The 21,932-nt window shown below is 64.8% G+C and carries 21 protein-coding genes and 2 riboswitches; of the genes, 17 read left to right on the top strand and 4 right to left on the bottom strand.

Translation table 11 applies throughout. The features are described from left to right. Positions 1-402: 402 nt before the first annotated feature. Complete coding sequence (gene cobO, locus E1B25_RS19995; protein WP_132831353.1) at positions 403-1,029, bottom strand: cob(I)yrinic acid a,c-diamide adenosyltransferase; 627 nt, start codon at positions 1,027-1,029, stop codon at positions 403-405. A 38-nt stretch (positions 1,030-1,067) separates the two neighbouring features. Then, positions 1,068-1,277, top strand: a riboswitch (cobalamin riboswitch). Between the two features lie 91 nt (positions 1,278-1,368). On the opposite strand from cobO, the gene E1B25_RS19990 reads away from it, so the two are divergent. Genes E1B25_RS19990 through cobJ form a run of 7 tightly spaced genes read left to right on the top strand, consistent with a single transcriptional unit; the run spans position 1,369 to position 9,399 of the window. After that, positions 1,369-1,782 (top strand): DUF1636 family protein, encoded by a 414-nt coding sequence (locus E1B25_RS19990; RefSeq protein WP_132831352.1) that lies wholly within the window; start codon positions 1,369-1,371, stop codon positions 1,780-1,782. A 1-nt stretch (position 1,783) separates the two neighbouring features. Then, the gene (gene cobW / locus E1B25_RS19985) at positions 1,784-2,842 is read left to right on the top strand and encodes a cobalamin biosynthesis protein CobW (RefSeq protein WP_132831351.1); all 1,059 of its coding nucleotides are present in this window, start codon (positions 1,784-1,786) and stop codon (positions 2,840-2,842) included. 8 nt (positions 2,843-2,850) lie between these two features. Beyond that, positions 2,851-6,159: a cobaltochelatase subunit CobN gene (cobN, locus tag E1B25_RS19980; protein ID WP_132831350.1), complete on the top strand. Its 3,309-nt coding sequence runs from the start codon at positions 2,851-2,853 to the stop codon at positions 6,157-6,159. Next, positions 6,156-7,292, top strand: coding sequence for a cobalamin biosynthesis protein CobG (locus E1B25_RS19975; protein ID WP_132831349.1), 1,137 nt, complete (start codon positions 6,156-6,158; stop codon positions 7,290-7,292). The genes cobN and E1B25_RS19975 overlap by 4 nt, the downstream gene beginning before the upstream one ends. Further along, the gene (locus E1B25_RS19970) at positions 7,293-7,922 is read left to right on the top strand and encodes a precorrin-8X methylmutase (protein WP_132831348.1); all 630 of its coding nucleotides are present in this window, start codon (positions 7,293-7,295) and stop codon (positions 7,920-7,922) included. Beyond that, positions 7,919-8,650 carry a precorrin-2 C(20)-methyltransferase gene (locus E1B25_RS19965; protein ID WP_132831347.1) on the top strand — a complete coding sequence of 244 codons (732 nt, stop codon included), beginning with the start codon at positions 7,919-7,921 and terminating at the stop codon, positions 8,648-8,650. Before E1B25_RS19970 ends, E1B25_RS19965 begins: the two co-directional genes overlap by 4 nt. Further along, positions 8,647-9,399 carry a precorrin-3B C(17)-methyltransferase gene (gene cobJ / locus E1B25_RS19960; RefSeq protein ID WP_132831346.1) on the top strand — a complete coding sequence of 251 codons (753 nt, stop codon included), beginning with the start codon at positions 8,647-8,649 and terminating at the stop codon, positions 9,397-9,399. Before E1B25_RS19965 ends, cobJ begins: the two co-directional genes overlap by 4 nt. Here the strand turns inward: cobJ and E1B25_RS19955 are convergent. After that, positions 9,372-10,127 (bottom strand): cobalt-precorrin-6A reductase, encoded by a 756-nt coding sequence (locus E1B25_RS19955; protein ID WP_132831345.1) that lies wholly within the window; start codon positions 10,125-10,127, stop codon positions 9,372-9,374. The genes cobJ and E1B25_RS19955 overlap by 28 nt on opposite strands. Here E1B25_RS19955 and cbiE point away from each other — a divergent pair. The 7 genes from cbiE (at position 10,126) to cobF (ending at position 16,213) form a co-directional block, all read left to right on the top strand. Next, on the top strand, positions 10,126-11,325 hold the full coding sequence (gene cbiE, locus E1B25_RS19950; RefSeq protein ID WP_132831344.1) for a precorrin-6y C5,15-methyltransferase (decarboxylating) subunit CbiE: 1,200 nt from the start codon (positions 10,126-10,128) through the stop codon (positions 11,323-11,325). The two genes, E1B25_RS19955 and cbiE, sit on opposite strands and share 2 nt — an antisense overlap. Beyond that, positions 11,322-11,702: a cobalamin biosynthesis protein gene (locus E1B25_RS19945; protein ID WP_132831343.1), complete on the top strand. Its 381-nt coding sequence runs from the start codon at positions 11,322-11,324 to the stop codon at positions 11,700-11,702. Before cbiE ends, E1B25_RS19945 begins: the two co-directional genes overlap by 4 nt. Next, on the top strand, positions 11,699-12,505 hold the full coding sequence (gene cobM / locus E1B25_RS19940; RefSeq protein ID WP_132831342.1) for a precorrin-4 C(11)-methyltransferase: 807 nt from the start codon (positions 11,699-11,701) through the stop codon (positions 12,503-12,505). Before E1B25_RS19945 ends, cobM begins: the two co-directional genes overlap by 4 nt. Further along, positions 12,502-13,821 (top strand): cobyrinic acid a,c-diamide synthase CobB, encoded by a 1,320-nt coding sequence (locus E1B25_RS19935; RefSeq protein ID WP_132831341.1) that lies wholly within the window; start codon positions 12,502-12,504, stop codon positions 13,819-13,821. Before cobM ends, E1B25_RS19935 begins: the two co-directional genes overlap by 4 nt. Next, entirely contained in the window at positions 13,818-14,537 is a 720-nt protein-coding gene (gene cobA, locus E1B25_RS19930; protein ID WP_132831340.1) for a uroporphyrinogen-III C-methyltransferase, read from the top strand. The genes E1B25_RS19935 and cobA overlap by 4 nt, the downstream gene beginning before the upstream one ends. A gap of 180 nt (positions 14,538-14,717) precedes the next feature. Next, positions 14,718-15,392, top strand: coding sequence for an energy-coupling factor ABC transporter permease (locus tag E1B25_RS19925; protein WP_132831339.1), 675 nt, complete (start codon positions 14,718-14,720; stop codon positions 15,390-15,392). A gap of 68 nt (positions 15,393-15,460) precedes the next feature. Continuing rightward, positions 15,461-16,213 carry a precorrin-6A synthase (deacetylating) gene (cobF, locus tag E1B25_RS19920; RefSeq protein WP_132831338.1) on the top strand — a complete coding sequence of 251 codons (753 nt, stop codon included), beginning with the start codon at positions 15,461-15,463 and terminating at the stop codon, positions 16,211-16,213. A 66-nt stretch (positions 16,214-16,279) separates the two neighbouring features. Here cobF and E1B25_RS19915 read toward each other — a convergent pair whose 3' ends face one another. Continuing rightward, positions 16,280-16,714, bottom strand: a complete 435-nt coding sequence (locus E1B25_RS19915; protein ID WP_132831337.1) for a 6,7-dimethyl-8-ribityllumazine synthase — start codon at positions 16,712-16,714, stop codon at positions 16,280-16,282. A gap of 73 nt (positions 16,715-16,787) precedes the next feature. Beyond that, positions 16,788-16,932, bottom strand: a riboswitch (FMN riboswitch). 170 nt (positions 16,933-17,102) lie between these two features. Continuing rightward, on the bottom strand, positions 17,103-18,023 hold the full coding sequence (locus E1B25_RS19910; RefSeq protein ID WP_132831336.1) for a LysR family transcriptional regulator: 921 nt from the start codon (positions 18,021-18,023) through the stop codon (positions 17,103-17,105). A gap of 100 nt (positions 18,024-18,123) precedes the next feature. Here E1B25_RS19910 and ilvD point away from each other — a divergent pair, with 100 nt between their 5' ends. The 3 genes from ilvD to E1B25_RS19895 all read left to right on the top strand — a co-directional run bounded on the left by ilvD (position 18,124) and on the right by E1B25_RS19895 (position 21,932). Next, on the top strand, positions 18,124-19,983 hold the full coding sequence (gene ilvD, locus E1B25_RS19905) for a dihydroxy-acid dehydratase (RefSeq protein ID WP_132831335.1): 1,860 nt from the start codon (positions 18,124-18,126) through the stop codon (positions 19,981-19,983). Between the two features lie 290 nt (positions 19,984-20,273). Continuing rightward, a complete protein-coding gene (locus E1B25_RS19900) occupies positions 20,274-21,032 on the top strand; it encodes a histidine utilization transcriptional repressor HutC (RefSeq protein ID WP_132831334.1) in 759 nt (252 codons plus the stop codon). 123 nt (positions 21,033-21,155) lie between these two features. Continuing rightward, positions 21,156-21,932 (top strand): SDR family NAD(P)-dependent oxidoreductase, encoded by a 777-nt coding sequence (locus tag E1B25_RS19895; RefSeq protein ID WP_132831333.1) that lies wholly within the window; start codon positions 21,156-21,158, stop codon positions 21,930-21,932.

Below are 21,932 nucleotides of genomic sequence, written 5' to 3'. Positions count from 1 at the left end.
CGCCCCGCCGTCCCGTCCGGCCCCGCCGTGCGCCTCAAGCGCCGCCGGTGAAGGGGTGTCTAAGGTTTACCGCCAAAACCCGCAAGCCCTTTCTGCCAAAACCGTCATCTTTTCTTCAATCAAACAGAAAAACGCCCAATATCAACGCAGTAACAAGGCGCGCCCCAAGCAACCCAACCCGGAAATACACTCCAGATCGCAGACGCCCACCGACTCGTTTCCACCCAAAACACCACATCTCGTGGTATCCACAGGGTTACCCACAAGGAAGGTCGGGAATCGAAGGGATTTGGCCGAATCCGGCGGGCGAAAGAGAGACGCGAGTGAGTGTCACGCCAGGCGGGGACGCCGCGCGCGAAAGGCCGCCCAGAGGAGCGAGAGGGGAGCAGAGCAGGCCCCTACTCAGTACTCCACGCCCGGCTGAGCCTTTATCCCATCGCGGAACGGATGTTTGACCAAACTCATCTCGGTCACGAGATCGGCAGCCTCGATCAACTCCGGCTTTGCATTGCGCCCCGTGAGGCAGACATGCGTCCTCTCTGGTTTCCGCTCAAGAAGGAAATCGACCACTTCATCGATATCGAGATAGCCATAGCGCAGCGCGATGTTGATTTCGTCGAGCAGCACAAAGCGGATCTCGGGGTCGAGGATTTGTTCCTTTGCAATCTCCCAGCCACGTTGGGCCGCCGCAATGTCGCGCGCGCGGTCCTGCGTCTCCCAGGTGAAGCCTTCCCCCGAGACAAAGAACCGGCAATCCTCGGAAAAACGCTCGCGGATCATCTGCGCCTCGCCGGTGATCCAGTTGCCCTTGATGAATTGGACGACGGCACAGGGCATCCCATGCGCGATGCAGCGCATAATCATGCCAAAGCCCGACGAGGATTTGCCCTTTCCCGCACCGGTATGAACAAGGATCAACCCCTTCTCGGCGGTCTTCGTTGCCATCATCCTGTCGCGCGCGGCCTTGATCTTCTTCATCTTCTCCGTGTGACGGCTCTCTGCGTGCTGGCTATTTGTCTGATCACTCATCTTGCTCTCTCCGGTCTTGACACCCCAGTGATATCCGGGCCATCTCCTCTGACGCTGGTGCCTGTGTAAGCAGGTGAAAAGGGAATGTGCAGCCGTGACGTTCACGGTCAAGTACAGCCGCCCCCGCGACCGTGAACGGAAAAGGGCGCTCGATGCCACTGGCCATCAGGCTGGGAAGGCAGAGCGACCGTAGGGCCGAGGCCCTGAATTCCGTAAGCCGGGAGACCTGCCAGCCCGACTGATTGAGACCGGACGGGGTGTGCCGGTGTCGGAGTGTGCCTTTTTCCGGGCCCCATTCCGCCGATACCCCTGTGCGCAAAGCCAAAGGGGCAGACGAGAATGAAGGACACTGCAGACACCGCGCGGCAGGCCGACACAGAACTTTTGATCTGCGTCACATGCCGCCGCAAAGGCACCCTCCCCGAGGGGGAACGCCGGCCCGGCAGGGCGCTGTTCGATGAGATCTCGGCGCTCGATCGCCCCGAGGGGGTGCGTATCACCGCGACCGAATGCATGCAGAACTGTGACCACGGCTGCACCGTTGCCCTGCGCGGCGGTGATGCAAAGTGGACCTATGTCTTTGCCAATGTCGACGAGGCCGCACACCCCGAGATGATCCTTGCCGGGGCGGCGCAGTATCACGCGGCGCCAGACGGGCTCATCCCCTGGCGGCAGCGCCCGGAGCATTTCAAGCGGAACTGCGTGTCGCGCATTCCCCCGATCACCCCCGCAAAAGACCTACAGGAGTCCTGACGTGGCCAACCTCTCGAAACTTCCCGTCACTGTCATTACCGGCTTCCTTGGCTCGGGCAAGACGACCCTGATCTCGCATCTGATGAAGAACCCCGGTGGCCTGCGGCTTGCCGTGGTGGTGAATGAATTCGGCGACGTGGGTGTCGATGGCGAGATCCTCAAGGGCTGCGCCATTCCCGACTGCCCCGCCGAAAACATCGTGGAGCTGGCCAATGGCTGCATCTGCTGCACCGTGGCCGACGATTTCATCCCCACAATCGAGGCGCTGATGGCGCTTGACCCGCGTCCCGATCATATACTCATCGAAACCTCTGGCCTGGCCCTGCCCAAGCCCTTGCTCAAGGCATTCGACTGGCAGGACATCCGCTCGCGGATCACCGTGGACGGGGTGATCGCCCTTGCCGACGCCGAGGCCGTGGCGCGGGGCCGTTTCGCCCCCGACGTGGCCGCCGTCGACGCGCAGCGTCTGGCCGACGACAGCATTGATCACGACACCCCGCTGTCGGAAGTATTCGAGGATCAGATCGCCTGTGCCGATATCGTCCTTCTGACCAAGCCCGATCTTGCCGGGGCCAAGGGCGTTGCCCTCGCCAGAGCCCTCATCGCCGCCGAGGCGCCACGCGCCCTGCCGGTGATCGAGGTGGCCGAAGGTGCCATTGACCCGCGCGTAATCCTTGGGCTGGGCGCGGCGGCAGAAGATGACCTCGCCGCGCGCCCAAGCCACCACGACGGTGCGCCCGAGCATGATCACGACGATTTCGAATCGATCGTCGTTGAGATCCCCGAACTGGCCGATGCGGCGCAGCTCACCACCGCCATCGAGGCGCTCGCGCAAAGCCACAACATCCTGCGGGTCAAAGGCTATGCCTCGGTCGCGGGCAAGCCGATGCGCCTGTTGGTGCAAGCGGTCGGCGCGCGGGTGCGCCACCAATTCGACCGCCTGTGGGGCTCTGATGAGCCGCGCATGGGCCGGCTGGTGGTCATTGCCGAACATGACGATATCCGCCCCGAGGAGATCCGCGCAGCGTTGACTTTCCCGGCCCCGGGCAGCGCGGAGTAGAGACGCAGATGCACGTCGTCTTCCGCGAAAGCCATGGGCTCGAAGAGACCGCAACCCCAACCGATCTGGGTCAGGATCCGGCGGATCTTGTCGTGCTGTCGTTCTCAGACAGCGATCTAGGCGCGTTTGCGGCGGCGTGGCATCGCGGCGGCGGTCGGCAAGGGCGGCTACCGCCGCTGCGGCTCGCCAACCTGGCGCAGCTTCAGCACCCGCTGTCGGTCGACACCTATATCGAGCGCACGCTCACGGGGGCCAAAGGCATTCTTGTACGGCTGATCGGCGGTCTGCCCTACTGGGACTATGGACTCGCACAGCTTCGCCGCTTTGCGCAGGCAAAGGGCATCGCGCTTGCTGTGGTGCCCGGCGATGGCCGCCCCGACCCGCGCCTTGACGATATCTCCACCCTGCCCGCCTCGACCCTGCGACGGTTGCGCGACCTCTGTGACAACGGCGGTGCCATTGCGGCACAGGCGGCGCTCGCGCAACTGGCATTGGCCGCCGGTCTCTACGCCGCACCGGTGCGGGGGGCAAAGGTGCTGCCAACGGTCGGGGCCTGGACACCGGCAGAGGGTGTCGCCTGCCCGCTGGTTGAAATCCCATCCGAGACTACACCCGAGACCGTGCCGCGTGTCCTCATTGTGTTTTACCGGTCCTACGTTGTTGCTGCCGATCTTGCCCCGATCGAGGCGCTGTTCGACGCCTTCCGCGCGCAGAACTATCAGGTCCGCGCGCTGTTTGTGCCATCGCTGAAAGCCCCTGAAGCGGCGGCTTGGCTACGGCGTCAGATCCGGGCCTTCGCCCCGAATGCGATTGTGAACGCCACCGCGTTCAGCGGCAAAGGCCCCGAAGGGGACTCACCGCTCGACGCGGGCGATGTGCCCGTCTTTCAGGTGGCGCTGGCCACCTCATCGCGGCAGGCTTGGGCCGAGGCGAACCGGGGGCTTTCCCCCGCCGATCTCGCCATGCACGCGGTTTTGCCCGAAGTGGACGGACGCCTGTTCGCCGGGGTGATTTCGTTCAAAGACGCCGGCACGCGCGATCCCGATCTGCAATTCGCCCGGACCGCCCACCGCCCCGACCCCGAGCGGATCAGCGCCGTTGTCGCCCGCGTGACCGGCTGGATGCGTCTCGCCACCAAGCCTTGTCGCACGCGACGGGTGGCCCTGGTCCTGTCCACCTACCCCGGTAAAGACTGGAACATGGGGCATGCGGTCGGACTTGACGCCACGGCCTCGGCCCGCGCCATCCTGCAAGATCTCGCGGCTGCGGGATATCGCGTCTCCACCCCCTGCGCCGATCTGGAACACCGGCTTCTGGCGCATGACTTCCACTATCCGATAGCCGCATACCGGGACGCGCTACGCTGTCTTCCGAACAGCTTGCAGGCGCAGCTTGTCACAGCTTGGGGGGCCCCGGACCAGGATGCCGCCGTCAAGGATGATGCCTTTCGCTTTGCAGTCGTCGAACTGGACAATGCGCTGGTTGCACTGCAACCGGAACGCGGCACCCCGTCACAGCGCGACGACGACTACCACGATCTGTCCCGCACCCCACGCCACAGCTACGTGGCCTTCTATCTCTGGCTCCAACATAGCGCTGACGCGCTGATTCATGTCGGTGCCCACGGCACGCTGGAATGGCTCCCCGGCAAGTCTGTTGCCCTGTCCGGGGGCTGCTGGCCCGAGGCGCTAACCGGCGCGCTCCCGATCCTTTATCCCTTTATCGTCAACGACCCCGGCGAAGCGGCACAGGCCAAGCGACGCATCGGCGCGGTGACGCTGGGTCATGTACCCCCTCCCCTACGGCAAAGCAGCACGCCCGACCGGCTGGCGCGACTTGAATCGCTGCTGGACGAGTTTTCCACCGCCGACGGTCTTGACCCGAAGCGGCGCGACCGCCTTCAGTCCGACATCCGAGCCGAAGCGCAGGCATTGGGTGTCGAAGATGATCTCGGGCTCGACCGGGCAAGCTCGACCGCCGAAGCGATCACACGGATCGACCGCTTTGTCTGCGACATCAAGGAAAGCCAGTTCGGCGAAGGGCTACACATCTGGGGCCGCGCCGATGGCGAAACGGCGGATCAAACCCGCTTCATCACCAGCGCCACGGCCGAGCGTCAATCCCTACTAGAGGCGTTGGATGGGAGGCGGGTCGCGGCGGGGCCCTCCGGGTCGCCTTGGCGTGGGCGGCTGGACGTCTTGCCTACCGGGCGCAACCTGTTCACCACCGATCCGCGCGCCGTTCCGACCCGGACCGCCTATGCACAGGGGGTGAAACTGGCCGAAGAATTGGTGCGCCGCCATCTTCAGGACGAAGGCGACTGGCCGCGCGGGCTGATTGTCGATCTCTGGGGCTCGGCCACCATGCGCACCGCAGGCGAAGAATTCGCCATGGCGCTGCATCTTCTGGGTGTGAGACCCGTCTGGGACACCGGGTCAGAGCGCGTCTCCGGCATCGAGGTGTTGCCGATTGCAGAGCTTGATCGCCCCCGGATTGACGTGACGTTGCGCGTCTCCGGCCTGTTCCGCGATGTCTTCCCAACGCTCTCGGCTCTGTTTTCACAGGCTGTGCGGACATTGGCGGCACGCGACGAGGCGCCGGACTGGAACCCCTATGCGGGCCGCGCGGCGACGGCGCGGGTCTATGGCCCGGCACCGGGCCGTTTCGGCCTCGGGATGGGCACCGCGCTTGAGGAATATGGACCAGAGACCCGCCAACAGGCGGGCGAAGCGTGGCTGTCGGGCTCGGCCTGGGCGCTGGACGGCGATCAAGCTACGCACGACGACAGTGGCATCCGTGACCGGGTGGCACAGGCAGACAGTTTCGTTCACCTGCAAGACCTGCCCGAGACCGACCTGCTGCTGGCCGCCGATTATGCCGCGCATGAGGCGGGCTTTGCCGCCGCGCAGGCGGTGACGGGAGGGCGCGCCGCGCTCTATCATCTCGACACCACCGATCCGGAACACCCGCGCGCCCGCGCCCTACCCGAGGAAATTGCCCGCGTGGTGCAGGCCCGCGCCGCCAATCCCAACTGGATCGCGGGAATGCGGGCGCATGGCTTTCGCGGGGCAGCCGAAATCGCCGCAACGCTGGATCACATGGCGGCCTTCGCGCATCTGGCACGCGCGGTGGGGCCGCATCTGTTTGACGCCTATCACGCGGCCACGCTGGAAGATCCCGACACCGACGCCTTTTTGCGTCGCGCCAATCCAGCCGCCCACGCCGCCATGCGGGACCGCTTTCACGCTCTACATGACGCGGGCCTGTGGCAAACGCGGCGCAACTCGGTGCTTGCCGAACTGGAGGGGCGGGCATGACCAACCCCATCGTGCAAGGCTGGTGCCCCGGGGCGCATCGCCCGATGATGTCGGGCGACGGGCTGGTGGTGCGCGTGCGTCCGTTCCGGGCCGAGTTGACGGCGGCGCAGGGACTGGCCCTCTGCGCGTTGACCCAACGATACGGCAACGGCACGCTAGACCTGACCTCGCGCGCCAATCTTCAGATCCGGGGTGTCACCCGAGCCGATCACCCCGCATTGTTGCAAAAACTGGATGCGCTTGGTCTGATCGACGCGGCCCCCGCCATCGAGGGGCATCGCAACATCCTGCTGGCACCCGACTGGCAACCCGACGGGCTGACCGCGCGGCTCTATGATACGCTGCTACAGCAGCTTTCCGCCCTGCCTGTTCTGCCCGAAAAAATGGGTTTCGCGCTGGATACCGGGCGCGACGCCTGCCTTGCGGGCGGGTCCGCCGACTTCCGCTTAGAGTTGAGCGAACAGGGCGACCTGATCCTGCGCGCCGACGGTGCGGCGATGGGACGACACATTACCGAAGCCGAGGCAATGAGCGCGCTGGCGGAACTGGCGCAGTGGTTTGTCGCAACCGGCGGGCCGGAGCATGGGCGCATGGCACGCCATCTCAAACACGTCAGCTTGCCAACGGTCTGGCAGGACGCCCCTCCACGCCCCGAAGCCCCGCCTTTCAGGCCCGGCGCGGTGCCCGGCGGGATGATTCTGGGCGTACCCTTCGGCGCGATCCCGGCCCCCGCGCTCGCCGCGCTGTTAAGCGACAGCGGCACCGAAAGCCTCCGCCTGATGCTGGGTCGCCACCTCTGGCTACGCGGCGCAACGCCTGGCGCGGCCCCCGGATTTGTTACCGCGCCGGGCAGCGCCCTTCTGACCACCCACGCCTGCCCCGGCGCGCCTTTTTGCCCGCAGGCTACCGTCGAAACCCGCGCGTTGGCGGCGCGGCTGGCGGGAACGGTTCCCGGCCCATTACATGTCTCTGGCTGCGCCAAGGGCTGCGCCCAGCCACGTGTGGCAGCGTTAACCCTGACCGGGCGTGCCGGGCGCTTTGATCTGATCCGCAACGGCGCGCCCTGGGATGCGCCCACGCAGCGCAGCCTTGACCCCGACAACATCCTCCCTTTCCTCATCGAGACAACCTGAATGCCATACGACTATGAAAAAGACGGCACGGCGATCTACCGACAAAGCTTCGCCACCATCCGCGCCGAGGCAGAGCTGGACCGCTTTGATCCCGATGAGGAACAGATCGCCGTCCGCATGATCCACGCCGCCGGGATGGTCGGCTTGGAACAGCATATCCGCTTTTCCCCCGGTTTCGCGCAAGCGGCACGGGCGGCGTTGGAGGCTGGCGCACCAATCTTCTGCGATGCGCGGATGGTGTCCGAGGGCGTGACCCGTGCCCGCCTTCCAGCCGACAACCCGGTGATCTGCACCCTGCGGGCCGACGGCATTCCCGAGCTTGCAAAAAAGATGGAGACCACCCGCTCCGCCGCCGCGCTGGAACTGTGGCGACCAAAGCTAGCGGGGGCTCTGGTAGCGATCGGCAATGCGCCCACGGCACTGTTTCACCTGCTCAACATGCTTGAAGATCCCGATTGCCCGCGTCCAGCGGCGATCATCGGCTGCCCGGTGGGTTTTGTCGGCGCGATGGAATCAAAGGCCGCGCTCTGGGCCGATCAGCCAGTACCCTGCTGCATCGTCGAGGGCCGTCTAGGCGGCAGCGCCATCACGGTCGCGGCGATCAACGCCATCGCGAGCCGCGCAGAATGACTGCGCAAGGCACCATCTGGGGCGTCGGGCTGGGCCCCGGCGATCCCGAGCTTCTTTCCGTGAAGGCCGATCGCCTGCTGCGCGGGGCACGCCATGTGGCCTATTTCCGCAAGGCTGGCCGCCCGGGTCAGGCCCGCCGCATCCTCGACGATATGCTGCACCCGGAGGTCACGGAGATCCCGTTGGAATACCCCGTCACAACGGAAATCCCGCTGAGTGATCCCCGCTATAATGCGACCCTGTCCGCCTTTTACGACCAAAGCACAAAGCGCCTGCGCGCGCTGTCGGATGCGGGCGAAGAAGTCGTCGTCGTCTCCGAAGGCGACCCGTTTTTCTATGGCTCCTTTATGCATCTCTATACCCGGCTGCGGGATGTCTGCCCGGTACAGGTGGTGCCCGCGATCACCGGCATGGCTGCGGCCTGGACCGCGACCGGCACCCCGATCACCTGGGGCGACGACGTGTTGTCCACCGTGATGGGCACGCTGCCGGAAGACGATCTGAGCGAGCATATGCGTCGCTCCGATGCGCTGGTCGTCATGAAGATCGGACGCAACATCGACAAGGTGCGGCGCGCCCTGCGCGCCGCCGGGCGCTATGACGCCGCATGGCTGGTGGAATTCGCCTCGATGCCCGGACAGACGGTGCAAAAACTGTCCGAGATCGAGGGCAAACCCACGCCCTATTTCTCGATCATCATCGTCCACGGACAGGGAAGACGGCCATGAGCGGCAGTATCGTCATCGCGGGCCTTGGCCCCGGCTCCGAGACACAGGTGACGCCCGAGGTGACGGCGGCGCTGGCGCAGGCGACCGACGTGGTGGGCTATATCCCCTATGTTGCACGGGTGGCGCCGCGCCGGGGGCTGACCCTGCACCCGTCCGACAACCGGGTCGAGTTGGACCGCTCGCGCCTCGCGCTGGAGATGGCCGCCGAGGGGCGCCGCGTCGTCGTCGTCTCGTCCGGCGATCCGGGCGTCTTTGCCATGGCCTCCGCCGTGTTCGAGGCGGTCGAGGCGGGGCCACTGACCTGGCGCGCGTTTGATATCCGGGTGCTGCCGGGCATCACCGCGATGCTGGCCGCTGCCGCGCGGGCAGGCGCGCCCCTTGGCCATGATTTCTGTGCCATAAACCTGAGCGACAACCTCAAACCCTGGTCCCTGATCGAAAAGCGTCTGCGTCTCGCCGCCGAGGCCGACTTTGCCATGGCCTTTTACAATCCCCGCTCGAAATCGCGGCCCGAAGGCTTTGCCAAGACGCTGGAGATCCTGAAAACGATCTGCGCCGATGCCCGCCCGGTGATCTTTGCCCGCGCGGTCAGCACGCCGGAGGAAGAAATCCGAGTGGTTTGCCTGCCCGATTGTACAGTCGAGATGGCGGACATGCGCACCATGGTGATCGTCGGATCCTCCACCACGCGGATCATCGCCCGAGATGGCACACCGATCGTCTATACTCCAAGGTCGGTCCCCGCATGAGACAGCCAGCGCATCACCTCCTGCACGCAATGGGTCTCACGGCGCGCCGGGAGGACGGGCCGGTCGATCATGAGAACCGGCAGGCCCAGCTGTCGCGCCGCCGCGATCTTGGCCTGCGCGCCGGTGCCGCCCGCGTTCTTGGACACCACAAGTTCGATCCGATGGTCGCGCAAAAGGCCCAGATCGCCCGCAACCGTAAACGGGCCACGATCCACGATGACATGCTGATCCGGAAAGACGGGCGGCCCCTCGGGCACATCGACCAGACGCAGCAGGTAAAAATGCTGCGAGTTCACCGCGAAGTCAGCCAGATGCATACGGCCCACGGCCAGAAAGACACGGGTCGCGAGCCGATCCAGCACCGCCACCGCACCGGCGATGTCCGGCACGTGCTGCCAGCGGTCACCGGGCTGCGCCAACCAAGGCGCACGAGTCAACGCCAACAGCGACACACCGGTCTCGGCACAGGCTTCAACGGCATGGGTGCTCATCTGGGCGGCAAAGGGATGTGTCGCGTCAACCACATGGCTCACGGCGTTGTCGCGCAAATAGGCCACCAGCCCGGCCACGCCGCCAAAGCCACCAACCCGAAGGGGAAGCGCCTGCGCGGCGGGCGTCTTGACGCGCCCCGCCATGGACACGGTGCCGTTTATACCCGCCTCGGCCATGCAGCGGGCCAAAGCGGTGGCCTCGGTCGTGCCGCCAAGGATCAGGGGGGTCGGCGTCATGTCTGAGGCTCCGTGGCTGACGATCATCGGTCTGGGCGAAGATGGCCCTGAAGGGCTGTGCGCCGCAAGCCGATCCGCGCTTGAAGCGGCGGAAATCATCATCGGGCCCGCGCGGCACCTGTCGTTGATTGCGCCAAACTCGGCGCAGCGCATCACCTGGCCGGTGCCATTTGCCGAGGGGATCGAACAAGTGCTGACCCTGCGCGGGCGGCGTGTGGTGGTGCTGACCTCGGGCGATCCGTTCTGGTTCGGCGCGGGCACGCTGCTGGCGCGGGCGTTGCAACCGGGAGAGTGGCGCGCCTTCCCCGGGCGGTCGACCTTTTCGCTGGCGGCAGCGCGCATGGGCTGGCCGCTGGAGACCACCGGCTGTTTCGGGCTACATGCCGCGCCGCTGTCGCGGCTACGCCCGCAGCTTGCACCAAAGGTACGGCTGATCGTGTTACTGCGCGACGGCGGGGCAGTAGCGCAGCTGGCAAGCTATCTGGTGGAACAGGGCTTTGCCCGCTCCGTGATGACGGTGTTGGAGGCGCTTGCCGGCCCGCGTGAACGGATGACCAAGATGCGCGCCGACGCCGTTCCCGACATGGTCTTCGCACATCCTGTCTGTGTGGCGTTGGAGGTGGCGGGGGATGGCGCGGTCCTTACGCGGTCCTCGGGTCGGGACGACGATTGGTTCGAGACGGACGGACAAATCACCAAGCTGCCCGTGCGCGCGTTGACCCTGTCGGCACTGGCGCCGCGACCGTTCGAGCACCTATGGGACATCGGCGGCGGGTCAGGCTCGATCGGGATCGAGTGGTTGCTGTCAGACCCAAGCCTGAGCGCCACCGTGATCGAGCCGCGCGCCGACCGGGTCGGTCGCATCACCGCCAACGCCGCGCGGCTGGGGGTGGACCGACTCAAGGTGGTGCAAGGTAAGGCCCCAACCGCGTTGGAGGAGCTGAGCCCGCCAGATGTCGTCTTTATCGGCGGCGGTCTTTCAGCCGGGATGTTGGACTGGCTCACGGCAAGGTTGCCTGCCGGAACGCGGATCGTCGCAAACGCCGTCACGTTGGAAAGCGAGGCGCTGCTGGTGCAGACCCACGCGCGATTGGGCGGTGCGCTGATGCGGGTCGAGATCGCCTCGGTCGCCCCCATCGGGCCAAAGCGCGGCTGGAAGTCTGCCTACCCAATCACCCAGTGGAGCGGCACACTATGATCGTCGCAGGGTTCGGATTTTCCACGCGGGCAACCGCTGCCAGCCTGCGCGATGCCTTGGCGCAGGCGCAGGGCAACGCCCGTCCCGACGCTTGCCTCGGTGCGCTGGCCACGGCGCAGGACAAGGCCGAGAGCGACACCTTTCGCTCCCTTGCAAAGGCGTTGGACCTGCCCATCCGGGCCGTCCCTGCCGAAGTGTTGCGGGCGCAGACCCCCCTCACCCGGTCTGAACGCGCGCTTGCCGCGCGCGGCACCGGCAGCGTGGCCGAGGCCGCCGCGCTCGCCGCCGCCGGACCCGGCGCGCGGCTATTGGGCGGACGCATTCATTCAACCGATCGCATGGCAAGCTGCGCGCTTGCCCAAGGAGACACCCCATGACCGTTCATTTCATCGGCGCCGGTCCCGGCGCGCCCGACCTGCTGACCCTGCGGGGCCGCGATCTGATCGCGTCCTGTCCCGTATGCCTTTATGCCGGATCGCTGGTCCCCGAGGAGATACTGGCGCATTGCCCGCAAGGGGCGAAAATTGTCAACACCGCGCCGCTGCATATCGAACAGATCATGGATGAGATCCGCGCGGCCGATACCGCTGGCCATGACGTGGCGCGCCTGCACAGCGGCGATCTGTCGGTCTGGTCAGCCATGGGCGAACAGCTGCGCCGCCTCAAATCCGAGGGGATCGCGGTCACTGTCACGCCGGGGGTGCCGGCCTTTGCCGCCGCCGCCGCCGCGCTGGGGGCGGAATTGACGCTGCCCGGATTGGCGCAATCGGTGGTGCTGACACGCACACCGGGTCGGGCCTCGTCCATGCCCGAGGGAGAAACGTTGACAAATTTCGCCGCCACGGGGGCAACGCTGGCGATTCACCTGTCGATCCAGAACATCGCCGGGGTGGTGGGCGACCTGACCCCCGCCTATGGCGCCAACTGCCCGGTGGCCGTGATCTATCGCGCAAGCTGGCCCGACCAGCAAATCATCCGGGGCACGCTGGCCGATATCGAAACCCGCATGGGCGGAGCGGGCATCACCCGCACCGCACTGATCCTTGTCGGGCCAGCGCTGGCGGGAGACGGATTTGACGAAAGCTGTCTGTACTCCGTCGATTACGACCGCCGCTATCGCCCGCAAAGCGCCGACAGCCCGTGGACCGACTGGACACCCGAGAGCGAGGTTCAGCCATGACGTCAGCGCCCGGGTTGCTGATCTCGGCCCCCGCGTCGGGGACCGGCAAGACCACAGTCATGCTGGGCCTATTGCGGGCGCTGGCCGAGGACGGGTTGAACGTGCAGCCGTTCAAATCCGGGCCCGACTATATTGACCCGGCCTTTCACCGGGCCGCCTGCGGGCGCAACAGTTTCAATCTGGATGGGTGGGCGATGGGGCGCGGCCTGTGGCAAGCCATCGCGGCAAAGGCGGCGGGCGCGGATATCTGTCTGGCAGAAGGCTCCATGGGTCTGTTCGACGGGGTCGCAACGCGCGGACAGCAGGGCTTTGGCAGCAGCGCCGAGACGGCGCAGGCGATGGGCTGGCCGGTGGTTCTGGTGCTGGACGTAGGCGGACAGGCGCAATCCGCCGCCGCCACGGCGCTGGGGTTTCGCAGCTATACGCCCGACCTGCCCTTTGCTGGCGTGATCCTGAATCGCGTCGCCTCGCCCCGGCATGAACGGCTGATCCGACTGGGGATGGAGCGTGCCGGTCTGCCGGTGCTGGGGGTGCTGCCCCGGCGCGGAGATCTTGCCCTGCCAGAGCGTCACCTGGGCCTGATCCAGGCGGTCGAGCATCCTGACCTTGACGCCGCCGTTGCGGGCTATGCCACCTTTCTGCGCGACAACGTCGATCTGTCCGCCCTCAAGGCGGCGGCGCGGGGCAACGCGCTGCCCTCACGTCCCCCCGCGCTGCCAAAACCCCCGGCGCACCGGATCGCCCTCGCGCGGGATGCGGCATTTTCCTTTACCTATCCGCACCTGTTGGAGGGCTGGCGGGCGGCGGGTGCCGAGATCCTGCCGTTTTCTCCTTTGGCCGATCAGGCGCCAGACCCCACCGCCGACCTTGTCTGGCTGCCCGGCGGCTATCCCGAGCTTCACGCCGGAGTGTTGGCGGCGGCTGAGACCTTTCGCACCGGCCTGCGCCAGCACGCCAAGGCAAAGCCGGTCCACGGCGAATGCGGCGGCTATATGGCCCTCGGCGAAGCGCTGATCGACAAGGAGGGCATCCGCCACCGGATGGCGGGGCTGCTGGGCCTTGTCACCAGCTATGAAAAGCGCAAGTTCCACCTTGGCTATCGCCGCGCGGTGCTGAAAGCGCCAATGCCGGGGCACGAGAGCGGCAGCGCCCTGCGCGGGCATGAGTTCCACTATTCCAGCATTCTGGAACAACCCGACGCGCCGCTCGCCGCGGTGGCGGATGCCGATGGCAATCCGGTCCCTGAAACCGGGTCGCGGCGCGGCAAGGTGAGCGGCACCTTCTTTCATTTCATCTCTGAGGAGGACCCCGCATGAGCAGTTTCGTCAGCTTTGTCAGTTCCGGTCCGGGCGATCCCGAACTGTTGACGCTCAAGGCGGTTGATCGCCTGAAACGCGCCGATGCGGTGCTTTATGACGACCTGTCTTCGGGTCCGATCCTTGAGTACGCACGGCCCGGCGCGGATCTTGTCAGCGTCGGCAAGCGGGCCGGGCGCGCCTCCCCTCGGCAGGACCACGTAAGCCATCTACTGGTGGACTACGCGCGGCTGGACCAACGGGTCGTGCGGCTGAAATCCGGCGATAGCGGTCTGTTTGGGCGGCTTGAGGAAGAGATCACCGCGCTTAAAGCGGCGGGCATTGGTTACGAGATCATTCCCGGTGTGCCCTCGGCCTGTGCGGCAGCAGCAGCGGCCGGGATCCCGCTGACGCGCCGGCTGGCCGCGCGGCGCGTACAATTCGCGACTGGGCACGATGTCACCGGCGCACTGCCCGAGGACGTGAATCTGACGGCGCTGGCCGATCCCACCGCCGCGACCGCAATCTTCATGGGCAAGCGCACCTTTCCCAAGCTTGCGCAGAGACTGATGGAGCACGGCCTGCCGGCGGACACGCCCGCAATTCTGGCCGAATCTGTCAGCCGACCGGACCAGTCACTCGCGCGCCATACCGTCGCAAGTCTGGCCGACCTTCTGTCGGGCGAAACCGGGGATAAGGCCGGGCTGATCCTGTTCGGGGCGCTGGCCGATGCCTGATGCCCCCAACACACCTCTTGATGAAGAGGTCTGAGAGACCACACCATGCATGGTGTCACGAGGCCGCAGAGAACCGGGCGAGAGCCCCGAGCGCCAAATGACCGCCATGCGACCCCGTTTTACTGCCCGTCCGGGCACAACCGCAGCCAGCAAGGCCGCATCACCAAGAAAGGACATGTCATGCATATCGAACCGGGTGTCGTCGACGGCGCCAAGATGGCGCTTGCCGCCGCCACCGCAGCGGGGGCCGCAGCCTATACCGCCAAAGAAGCCTTTGGAGATATCTCCAGAACCAACGTCGCGACCTTTGCCGCGCGCACAGCTCTGGCCGCTGTCGGTACCTTCGTCTTTTTCGAGCTTCTGCCGCATTTTCCCGTCGGGGTGTCCGAGGTCCACTTCATCCTTGGCTCGACACTGTTCCTTCTGCTCGGGGCCGCGCCCACGGCGATCGGGCTCGCGCTCGGTCTGCTGGTGCAGGGGCTGTTCTTTGCGCCGACCGACCTGCCGATGTATTTCGTCAACGTCACCACGCTGCTGGTTCCGCTGTTTGGCATCGCGGCGCTGGCGCGACGCGTCGTCCCCCAAGCGACAGCCTATGTCGATCTGCGCTATGGCGATGTGCTGAAACTTTCCGGGGCTTTTCAGGCCGGGGTTGTCGGCTGGGTCGCCTTCTGGGTGTTCTATGGTCAGGGCGTCACGGCGGCCTCGGTGCAGTCGGTGCTGACCTTTGGCGGCGCCTACATGCTCGTGGTTCTGATCGAGCCGCTGGCCGATCTTGCCGTGCTCGCCGCCGCAAAATCGCTTCGTGACACCGGGCTTGGCCGTATCTTCACGCCGCGCCTCTACGCGGCCTGATCCGGCCATCGACCGCAGGCCCGGAATTCCGCAAGGGACTCCGGGCCACTTTTCCAAGGAGAGCAAATATGCTCAAGGATCTGTGGCTCGTCGGGATCGGCACCGGCAGCCCCGCTCATATGACGCTTGAGGGAATGCAGGCGCTGCGCGATGCGTCGGTCATCCTGCTTCCTCTCAAGGGCGACGACAAAGAGGCGCTGGCGGCGCTGCGATACGGGATCATCAATGCCACGGGCACCCAAGCCAAAATCGTGACCTTTGACTATCCGCTGCGCGATCCCTCCCTGCCCTATGGGCCGCGCGTTACGACCTGGCACGACGAGATCGCCCGCCGCTGGAGCGCCGCGCTAGCGACGGTCGAAGTGGCCGGGCCAGTGGCGCTTTTGGTCTGGGGAGATCCGTCACTTTATGACAGCACGCTGCGCATCGCAGAGCGGCTTGACCCGCGCCCGACGATCCATGTCGTGCCGGGGATCACCGCGATTCAGGCGCTGACCGCAGCCCACGCGATTCCGCTCAACACGGTGAACGGGCCGGTCAAGATTACCACCGGCCGTCAGCTGCGCGATCATGGCTGGCCCGAAGGCGAAGAGACGCTGGTGGTCCTGCTCGACGGTGCATGCAGCTTTCGCGCGCTCGACCCCGCAGGGCTGAAGATCTGGTGGGGGGCCTATCTTGGCAGTGCCGAGCAGATCCTCTGCGCCGGCAAGCTCGCAGAGGTCGCCGATGAGATCACTGCCCGCCGCGGCGAGGCGCGGGCACAGCACGGCTGGATCATGGATACCTATCTTCTCCGCCGCGACCATCAACTGGGCGATTGACTGTTATGAACCCGTTGTCGTCATAGGATGTTCGTAACGGCGACCCTCAAAGCCGCCGTTACAGGTTTAAGCCGCGATCGTTTCCAACATGGCTTTGACCCGCAAGGCCGCTTCACCGGCTTCCCGCCCTTTCAAAATGAAATGTTCACGATAGATGTTCACATGATGCTCAGTTTCCTGAAAATTGTGCGGCGTCAGCGAGATCGAAAGAATGGGGATATCCGCGTCCAAACCCGCCTGCATCAAACCATTCACAACGGATTGAGCAACAAAATCGTGCCTGTAAATCCCTCCATCCACGACAAGTGCAGCGGCTGCTACCGCATGATACCTTCCGCTCCGGGCCAGCCTGCGTGCAAGCAACGGCATCTCAAAAGCCCCCGGGATATCGAATACGTCTATCTGATCGGGTGGGATTATTTGTTGAAAACCTACCAATGCCTGATCGACAATTTCAGAATGCCAGTTCGCTTTGATAAAGGCGTATCGGGTGGGTGTCATAATGATCTCCTTGCTAGCGACACTTCACCCAAGGCGATCACGCACCTGCAGCACCGCAAGATGCGAGCTACATGCACAATCTCTTTCATCCGGACTTTAACCGTCGGCTCAGGACTCAAACCTGATCTGCTTGACCCTTCCCTAAGAAGGCGCTCGCGGGCTTGCAGCTGAAACTGCTTACCGCCGGTGGGGAATTTCGCCCCGCCCTGAGAATAGTGAGAAAATTACAGACATTTTTGGGACTCACAAGAAGAGATTGAAACGTCATTTTGTCCGCATAGCCGACATCCACGAGACGACGCCCCCGCGCACAACGGCGGTCGGATCAGGGGCCAAGCGCTTTGATCTCGCCGGTGTATGTCTCCGGGATAGCGGACCGGTAAGCCGTTCAGGCCTTGGGGGCGCGTTCGATCACGGTCTCGACCATATCAAGGAAGTTCCCCAGCGTCGGCGTCTTGTCGTCACGACGCCAGATGATGCCAGTTTCCAGTTGCGGAACCTCCCCCGCCAATTCCAGATACCGCACGCCAGAGCGCGCCAGATGGCGCAACGAGGCCGGGACCAGCGCGACCCCCATGCCCGCCGAAACCAAACTGATGATCGTCTGCATCTGGATGGCGGTCTGCACGATATGCGCCGTGCCGCCACAGGCCGCGTAATACCCGATGACCAAATCATAAAACAAAGGTGCGGCCTGTCTTGGGAACACGACAAGCGGAGACGAAAGCACAGCATCTGCGGGCAGCCGGCCCGCGACCGTCCTCAGGCGCCCTTCGGTGATCCAGTTTTCGGGGACGGCAGCTATGAGGGGTTCAGAGACCAACCTGCGATAGGCGAAGATCCCGGGCAACTGTACGTCACCAGACGGAATGACGATCCCGACCTGCCCGTTACCCTCGGTAAGCGCGGCGATCTGCATGTCGCTGGTGGCCTCTGTCAGGGCGAGATCGACATCGGGATAAAGCTGCCGGAAGCCATGCACCAGCCGCGGCAAGATGCTGTAATCGGCCGTGCTGACGAAGGAGAGCTCAAGCCGCCCGGCGCGCCCTTTGCGGATCCGCTCCGCTATATCGGACAGACCCGTAACGCCGTCGAGCGCGCTGCGGACATGTGGCAACCACTCCGCACCGAAGGGCGTCAGGGACACGCTGCGCCTGGTCCGCACAAACAGAGGCGCGCCCAGCTCGCGTTCCAATGCGCGGATGGATTGGCTCAGCGGCGGTTGCGTCATCCCCAGCCGCGCCGCAGCCCGTCCGAAATGCAGCGTCTCGGCCACGGCGACGAAATGCCTGAGGTTTCGCACATCCATCATTCATATCCTGAGCGACCCAATCGGGGCACAATAATATATTTCACTCGCAATCACGAGATGGATATGGTGCGCTGATCAAATTCACAGGGAGGGCTCGATGCCCCATTATCGTTCGCGAACCAGTACCCACGGCCGCAACATGGCGGGGGCCCGCGGTCTCTGGCGTGCCACCGGCATGAAGGATGGCGATTTCGGCAAGCCGATCATTGCAATCGTCAACTCCTTCACCCAGTTCGTGCCAGGGCACGTGCACCTGAAGGACTTGGGCCAGATGGTCGCGCGCGAGGTCGAAAAGGCCGGCGGCGTCGCCAAGGAATTCAACACCATAGCGGTCGACGACGGCATCGCCATGGGCCATGACGGCATGCTGTACTCGCTGCCCTCGCGTGAGATCATCGCCGACAGTGTGGAATACATGGTCAATGCGCATTGCGCCGACGCCATGGTCTGCATCTCCAACTGCGACAAGATCACACCCGGCATGTTGATGGCAGCCATGCGGCTGAACATCCCCTGCGTCTTTGTCTCTGGCGGGCCGATGGAGGCCGGCAAAGTCGTCTGGGACGGCAAGGAAACCTCGCTCGACCTCGTTGACGCCATGGTCGCGGCAGCCGACGACAGCTATTCCGACGCACGGGTCGAGGCGATCGAACAGGCCGCCTGCCCCACTTGCGGCTCTTGCTCGGGCATGTTCACCGCGAACTCGATGAACTGCCTGACCGAGGCGATGGGCCTGTCGCTTCCGGGCAACGGCTCGACGCTGGCCACCCACGCCGACCGCCAGCGCCTGTTCATCGAGGCCGGGCATCTTATCGTCGATCTGGCAAAGCGCTATTACGAGCAGAATGACGCATCGGTGCTGCCGCGCTCCATCGCGACGGTTCCGGCGTTCGAGAATGCCATGACGCTGGATATCGCGATGGGCGGTTCAACCAACACCGTGCTGCACCTGCTGGCCGCCGCGCATGAGGGCGAGGTCGATTTCGACATGTCCCGCATCGACCGGCTGTCACGCAATGTCCCTATCCTGTGCAAGGTCGCGCCAGCCAAGAACGACGTGCATATGGAGGATGTCCACCGCGCCGGCGGTATCATGGCGATCCTGGGCCAGCTTGACCGCGCCGGGTTGCTGGATACCTCGGTTGGATCGGTTCATGCCGAAAGCCTCGGCCATGCGCTCGAGCGCTGGGATGTGTCGCGCACCAACTCGGAAACCGTGCATGAGTTTTTCCGCGCTGCCCCGGGCGGCGTGCGGACCGAGACCGCCTTTTCACAGTCACGCCGCTATGACACGCTGGATCTGGACCGGGCGAATGGTGTGATCCGCGATACCGAGCATGCCTTCTCCAAGGACGGCGGTCTGGCGGTGCTTTATGGCAATCTGGCCGAAGACGGCTGCATCGTGAAGACCGCAGGTGTGGACGAGTCCATCCTCACCTTCTCCGGCCCCGCGCGCATCTTCGAATCCCAGGACAGCGCGGTGAACGCGATCCTGACCGGCAAGGTCCACAAGGGCGATATCGTGCTGATCCGCTATGAGGGTCCACGCGGCGGCCCCGGCATGCAGGAAATGCTCTACCCGACCTCCTACCTGAAGTCGAAAGGCCTTGGCAAAGACTGCGCGCTGGTCACCGACGGCCGCTTCTCTGGCGGCTCTTCGGGGCTGTCGATCGGCCACGTCTCGCCCGAGGCAGCCGAGGGCGGCACCATCGGTCTGGTTGAGGAAGGCGATCTGATCGAGATCGACATTCCGGCCCGCAAGATCCACTTGGCGGTGGAGGATGCAGTGCTGGCCGACCGCCGCGCAGCGCGCGATGCAAAGGGCTGGCAGCCGGACGAGAAACGCAAGCGCAAGGTTTCGAGCGCATTGCAAGCCTATGCCGCGCTGACCACCTCGGCCGCGCGCGGGGCCGTGCGCGATGTGAGCCAACTCCAGTCGCCGAAGTCGAAGGGCTGATCGCCGACCGGCTCTGACACAAGGCATTTTGCCCCCACCCGCGGCAGCACAACCCTGCCGCGGGCCCATCGACAGCCGGACCTGAGGCCCGCAACAGCCCAGTTTACGCCTGCGCGCCACATTCCTGCGCACTCCTGATACCAAACCTATCGCTCTATTGCTCGCCGCTTCGACCCGGATCTGTTCGGCGGTCCGGAGAAGTACGGCCACCGAAAGCCGCTTTCAGCGATTTACATTTTGAGTATACATATTGGCGACAGCAGACTTGTTTCAGCGAGGAAAAAGCCCGAATGGCGCGCACGGCGGGACCAGAAACCCATCATACGAGAATCCTCGAAGAATTCCGGCAGAAAATCGTCGACCGGATCTGGGGTCCGGGGTTCCAGCTGGACAAGGAAACCGATCTTGCGACGCAGTATGGCGTGTCGCGGATGACGATGAACAAGGTGCTGACCCAGCTCGCGCAGGAAGGATTTGTCGTGCGGCGCAAGCGCAGCGGCACTTTCGTATCCAAGGCCCGCACCCAAGCGGCGGTCATGCCAATCAACAATCTGGCGGACGAAGTCGAGGCCCTTGGCAAGACCTATCGCTGGCAGCTTTTCGCCGCCGAGATCCGTGTGCCACAGGCCGCTGAACTGCGCCTTCTCGGGGTGGAGTCCCCGCCCATCCCGGACGAAGTCATCGTGCTGGGCGGGATGCATTACGCCGACGACGAGCCGTTCTGTCTGGAAACCCGCGCCATCAACGTGGACGTGGTCCCCAATGCGCGCGATGTCGATTTCGCCACCCAAGTGCCCGGCCACTGGCTGTTGCAAAGCATGCCGTGGTCAACCGCGCGCAATGCCATCCGCGCGGTCAATGTCGCCGGGAGCGAGGCGCGCAACCTTGATCTGCCGGTCGGGGCCGCCTGCCTTGAGATCCTGCGCAAAACCGTGATGGGCAGCGACTGGGTGACCTATGCGCGGCTGCTCTACCCCGGCGAGGCCTTCCAGCTCACCGCCGAGTTCAAGACAAAAGTCACGCCCAAGGCGCTTGCCCCGCAGTCGTGAACCTGTCGAGGCCCCGCGCTTACCGGCGATAAATTCGGGGCGGTCGCGACAAACTCCATTGACTCAATGCCACCCCAGAGTCACATCCATGTCTATACATGGAACGCAGAAATGAGGTGCCAGATGTCCAACGCAGATCAAAAGCGGGGCAAGGTTACCTTCGACTTTCGCGGATGTCGTGTCCTTGTGACCGGCGCAAGTCGCGGGATCGGGGCGCATCTCGCGCGCGGCTTTGCGCATGCCGGGGCCGATCTGATTTTGACGGCGCGCGATGCAGTCGCGTTGGAGCCGTTGGCGCAGGAAGCGCGCGCACAGGGTGTCACGGTGGACTGCCTGTCGCTGGACCAGCGCGACGTGAACGCCGTGCGCGCCGGGCTCTCAGACATCGGACGGATTGATGTACTGGTGAACAACGCGGGCGTCGAAGACGTCCGCCCCTCACTGGAGGTCGACGAGGCGCTCTGGGACAAGATCCTGGACACCAACCTGAAGGGCGCATTTTTCGTGGCGCAAGCTGCGGCGGCACAGATGCGCACACAGGGCGGCGGCGCGATCATCAATCTGGCCTCGCTCACCTCTTTCGTGGGGGTGCCGACCGCGACGCCCTATGGCGCGTCCAAATCTGGTATCCTCGGGATCACCCGCGCGCTGGCGGCGGAATGGGCCGACCTGGGAGTGCGGGTCAACGCCATCGCACCGGGCTATTTCCGCACCGAGATGACAAATGTGTTTTACGAAGACGAAGCCTGGGTCGAAACGATGCTAGAGCGCATCCCCATGGGCCGACTCGGCAATCTCGACGACCTTGTGGGTGCGGTGCTTTTCCTCGCCTCTGACGCCTCGGCCTATGTGACGGGGCAATGCCTTACGATTGATGGCGGGATTTTGGCTAAAATTTAG

Origin of the sequence: Antarcticimicrobium sediminis (assembly GCF_004348975.1) — a bacterium.
GTDB classification, from domain to species: domain Bacteria; phylum Pseudomonadota; class Alphaproteobacteria; order Rhodobacterales; family Rhodobacteraceae; genus Antarcticimicrobium; species Antarcticimicrobium sediminis.
Note: the sequence above shows the minus strand (reverse complement) of the source record. Positions and strands in the feature narration are given on the sequence as shown.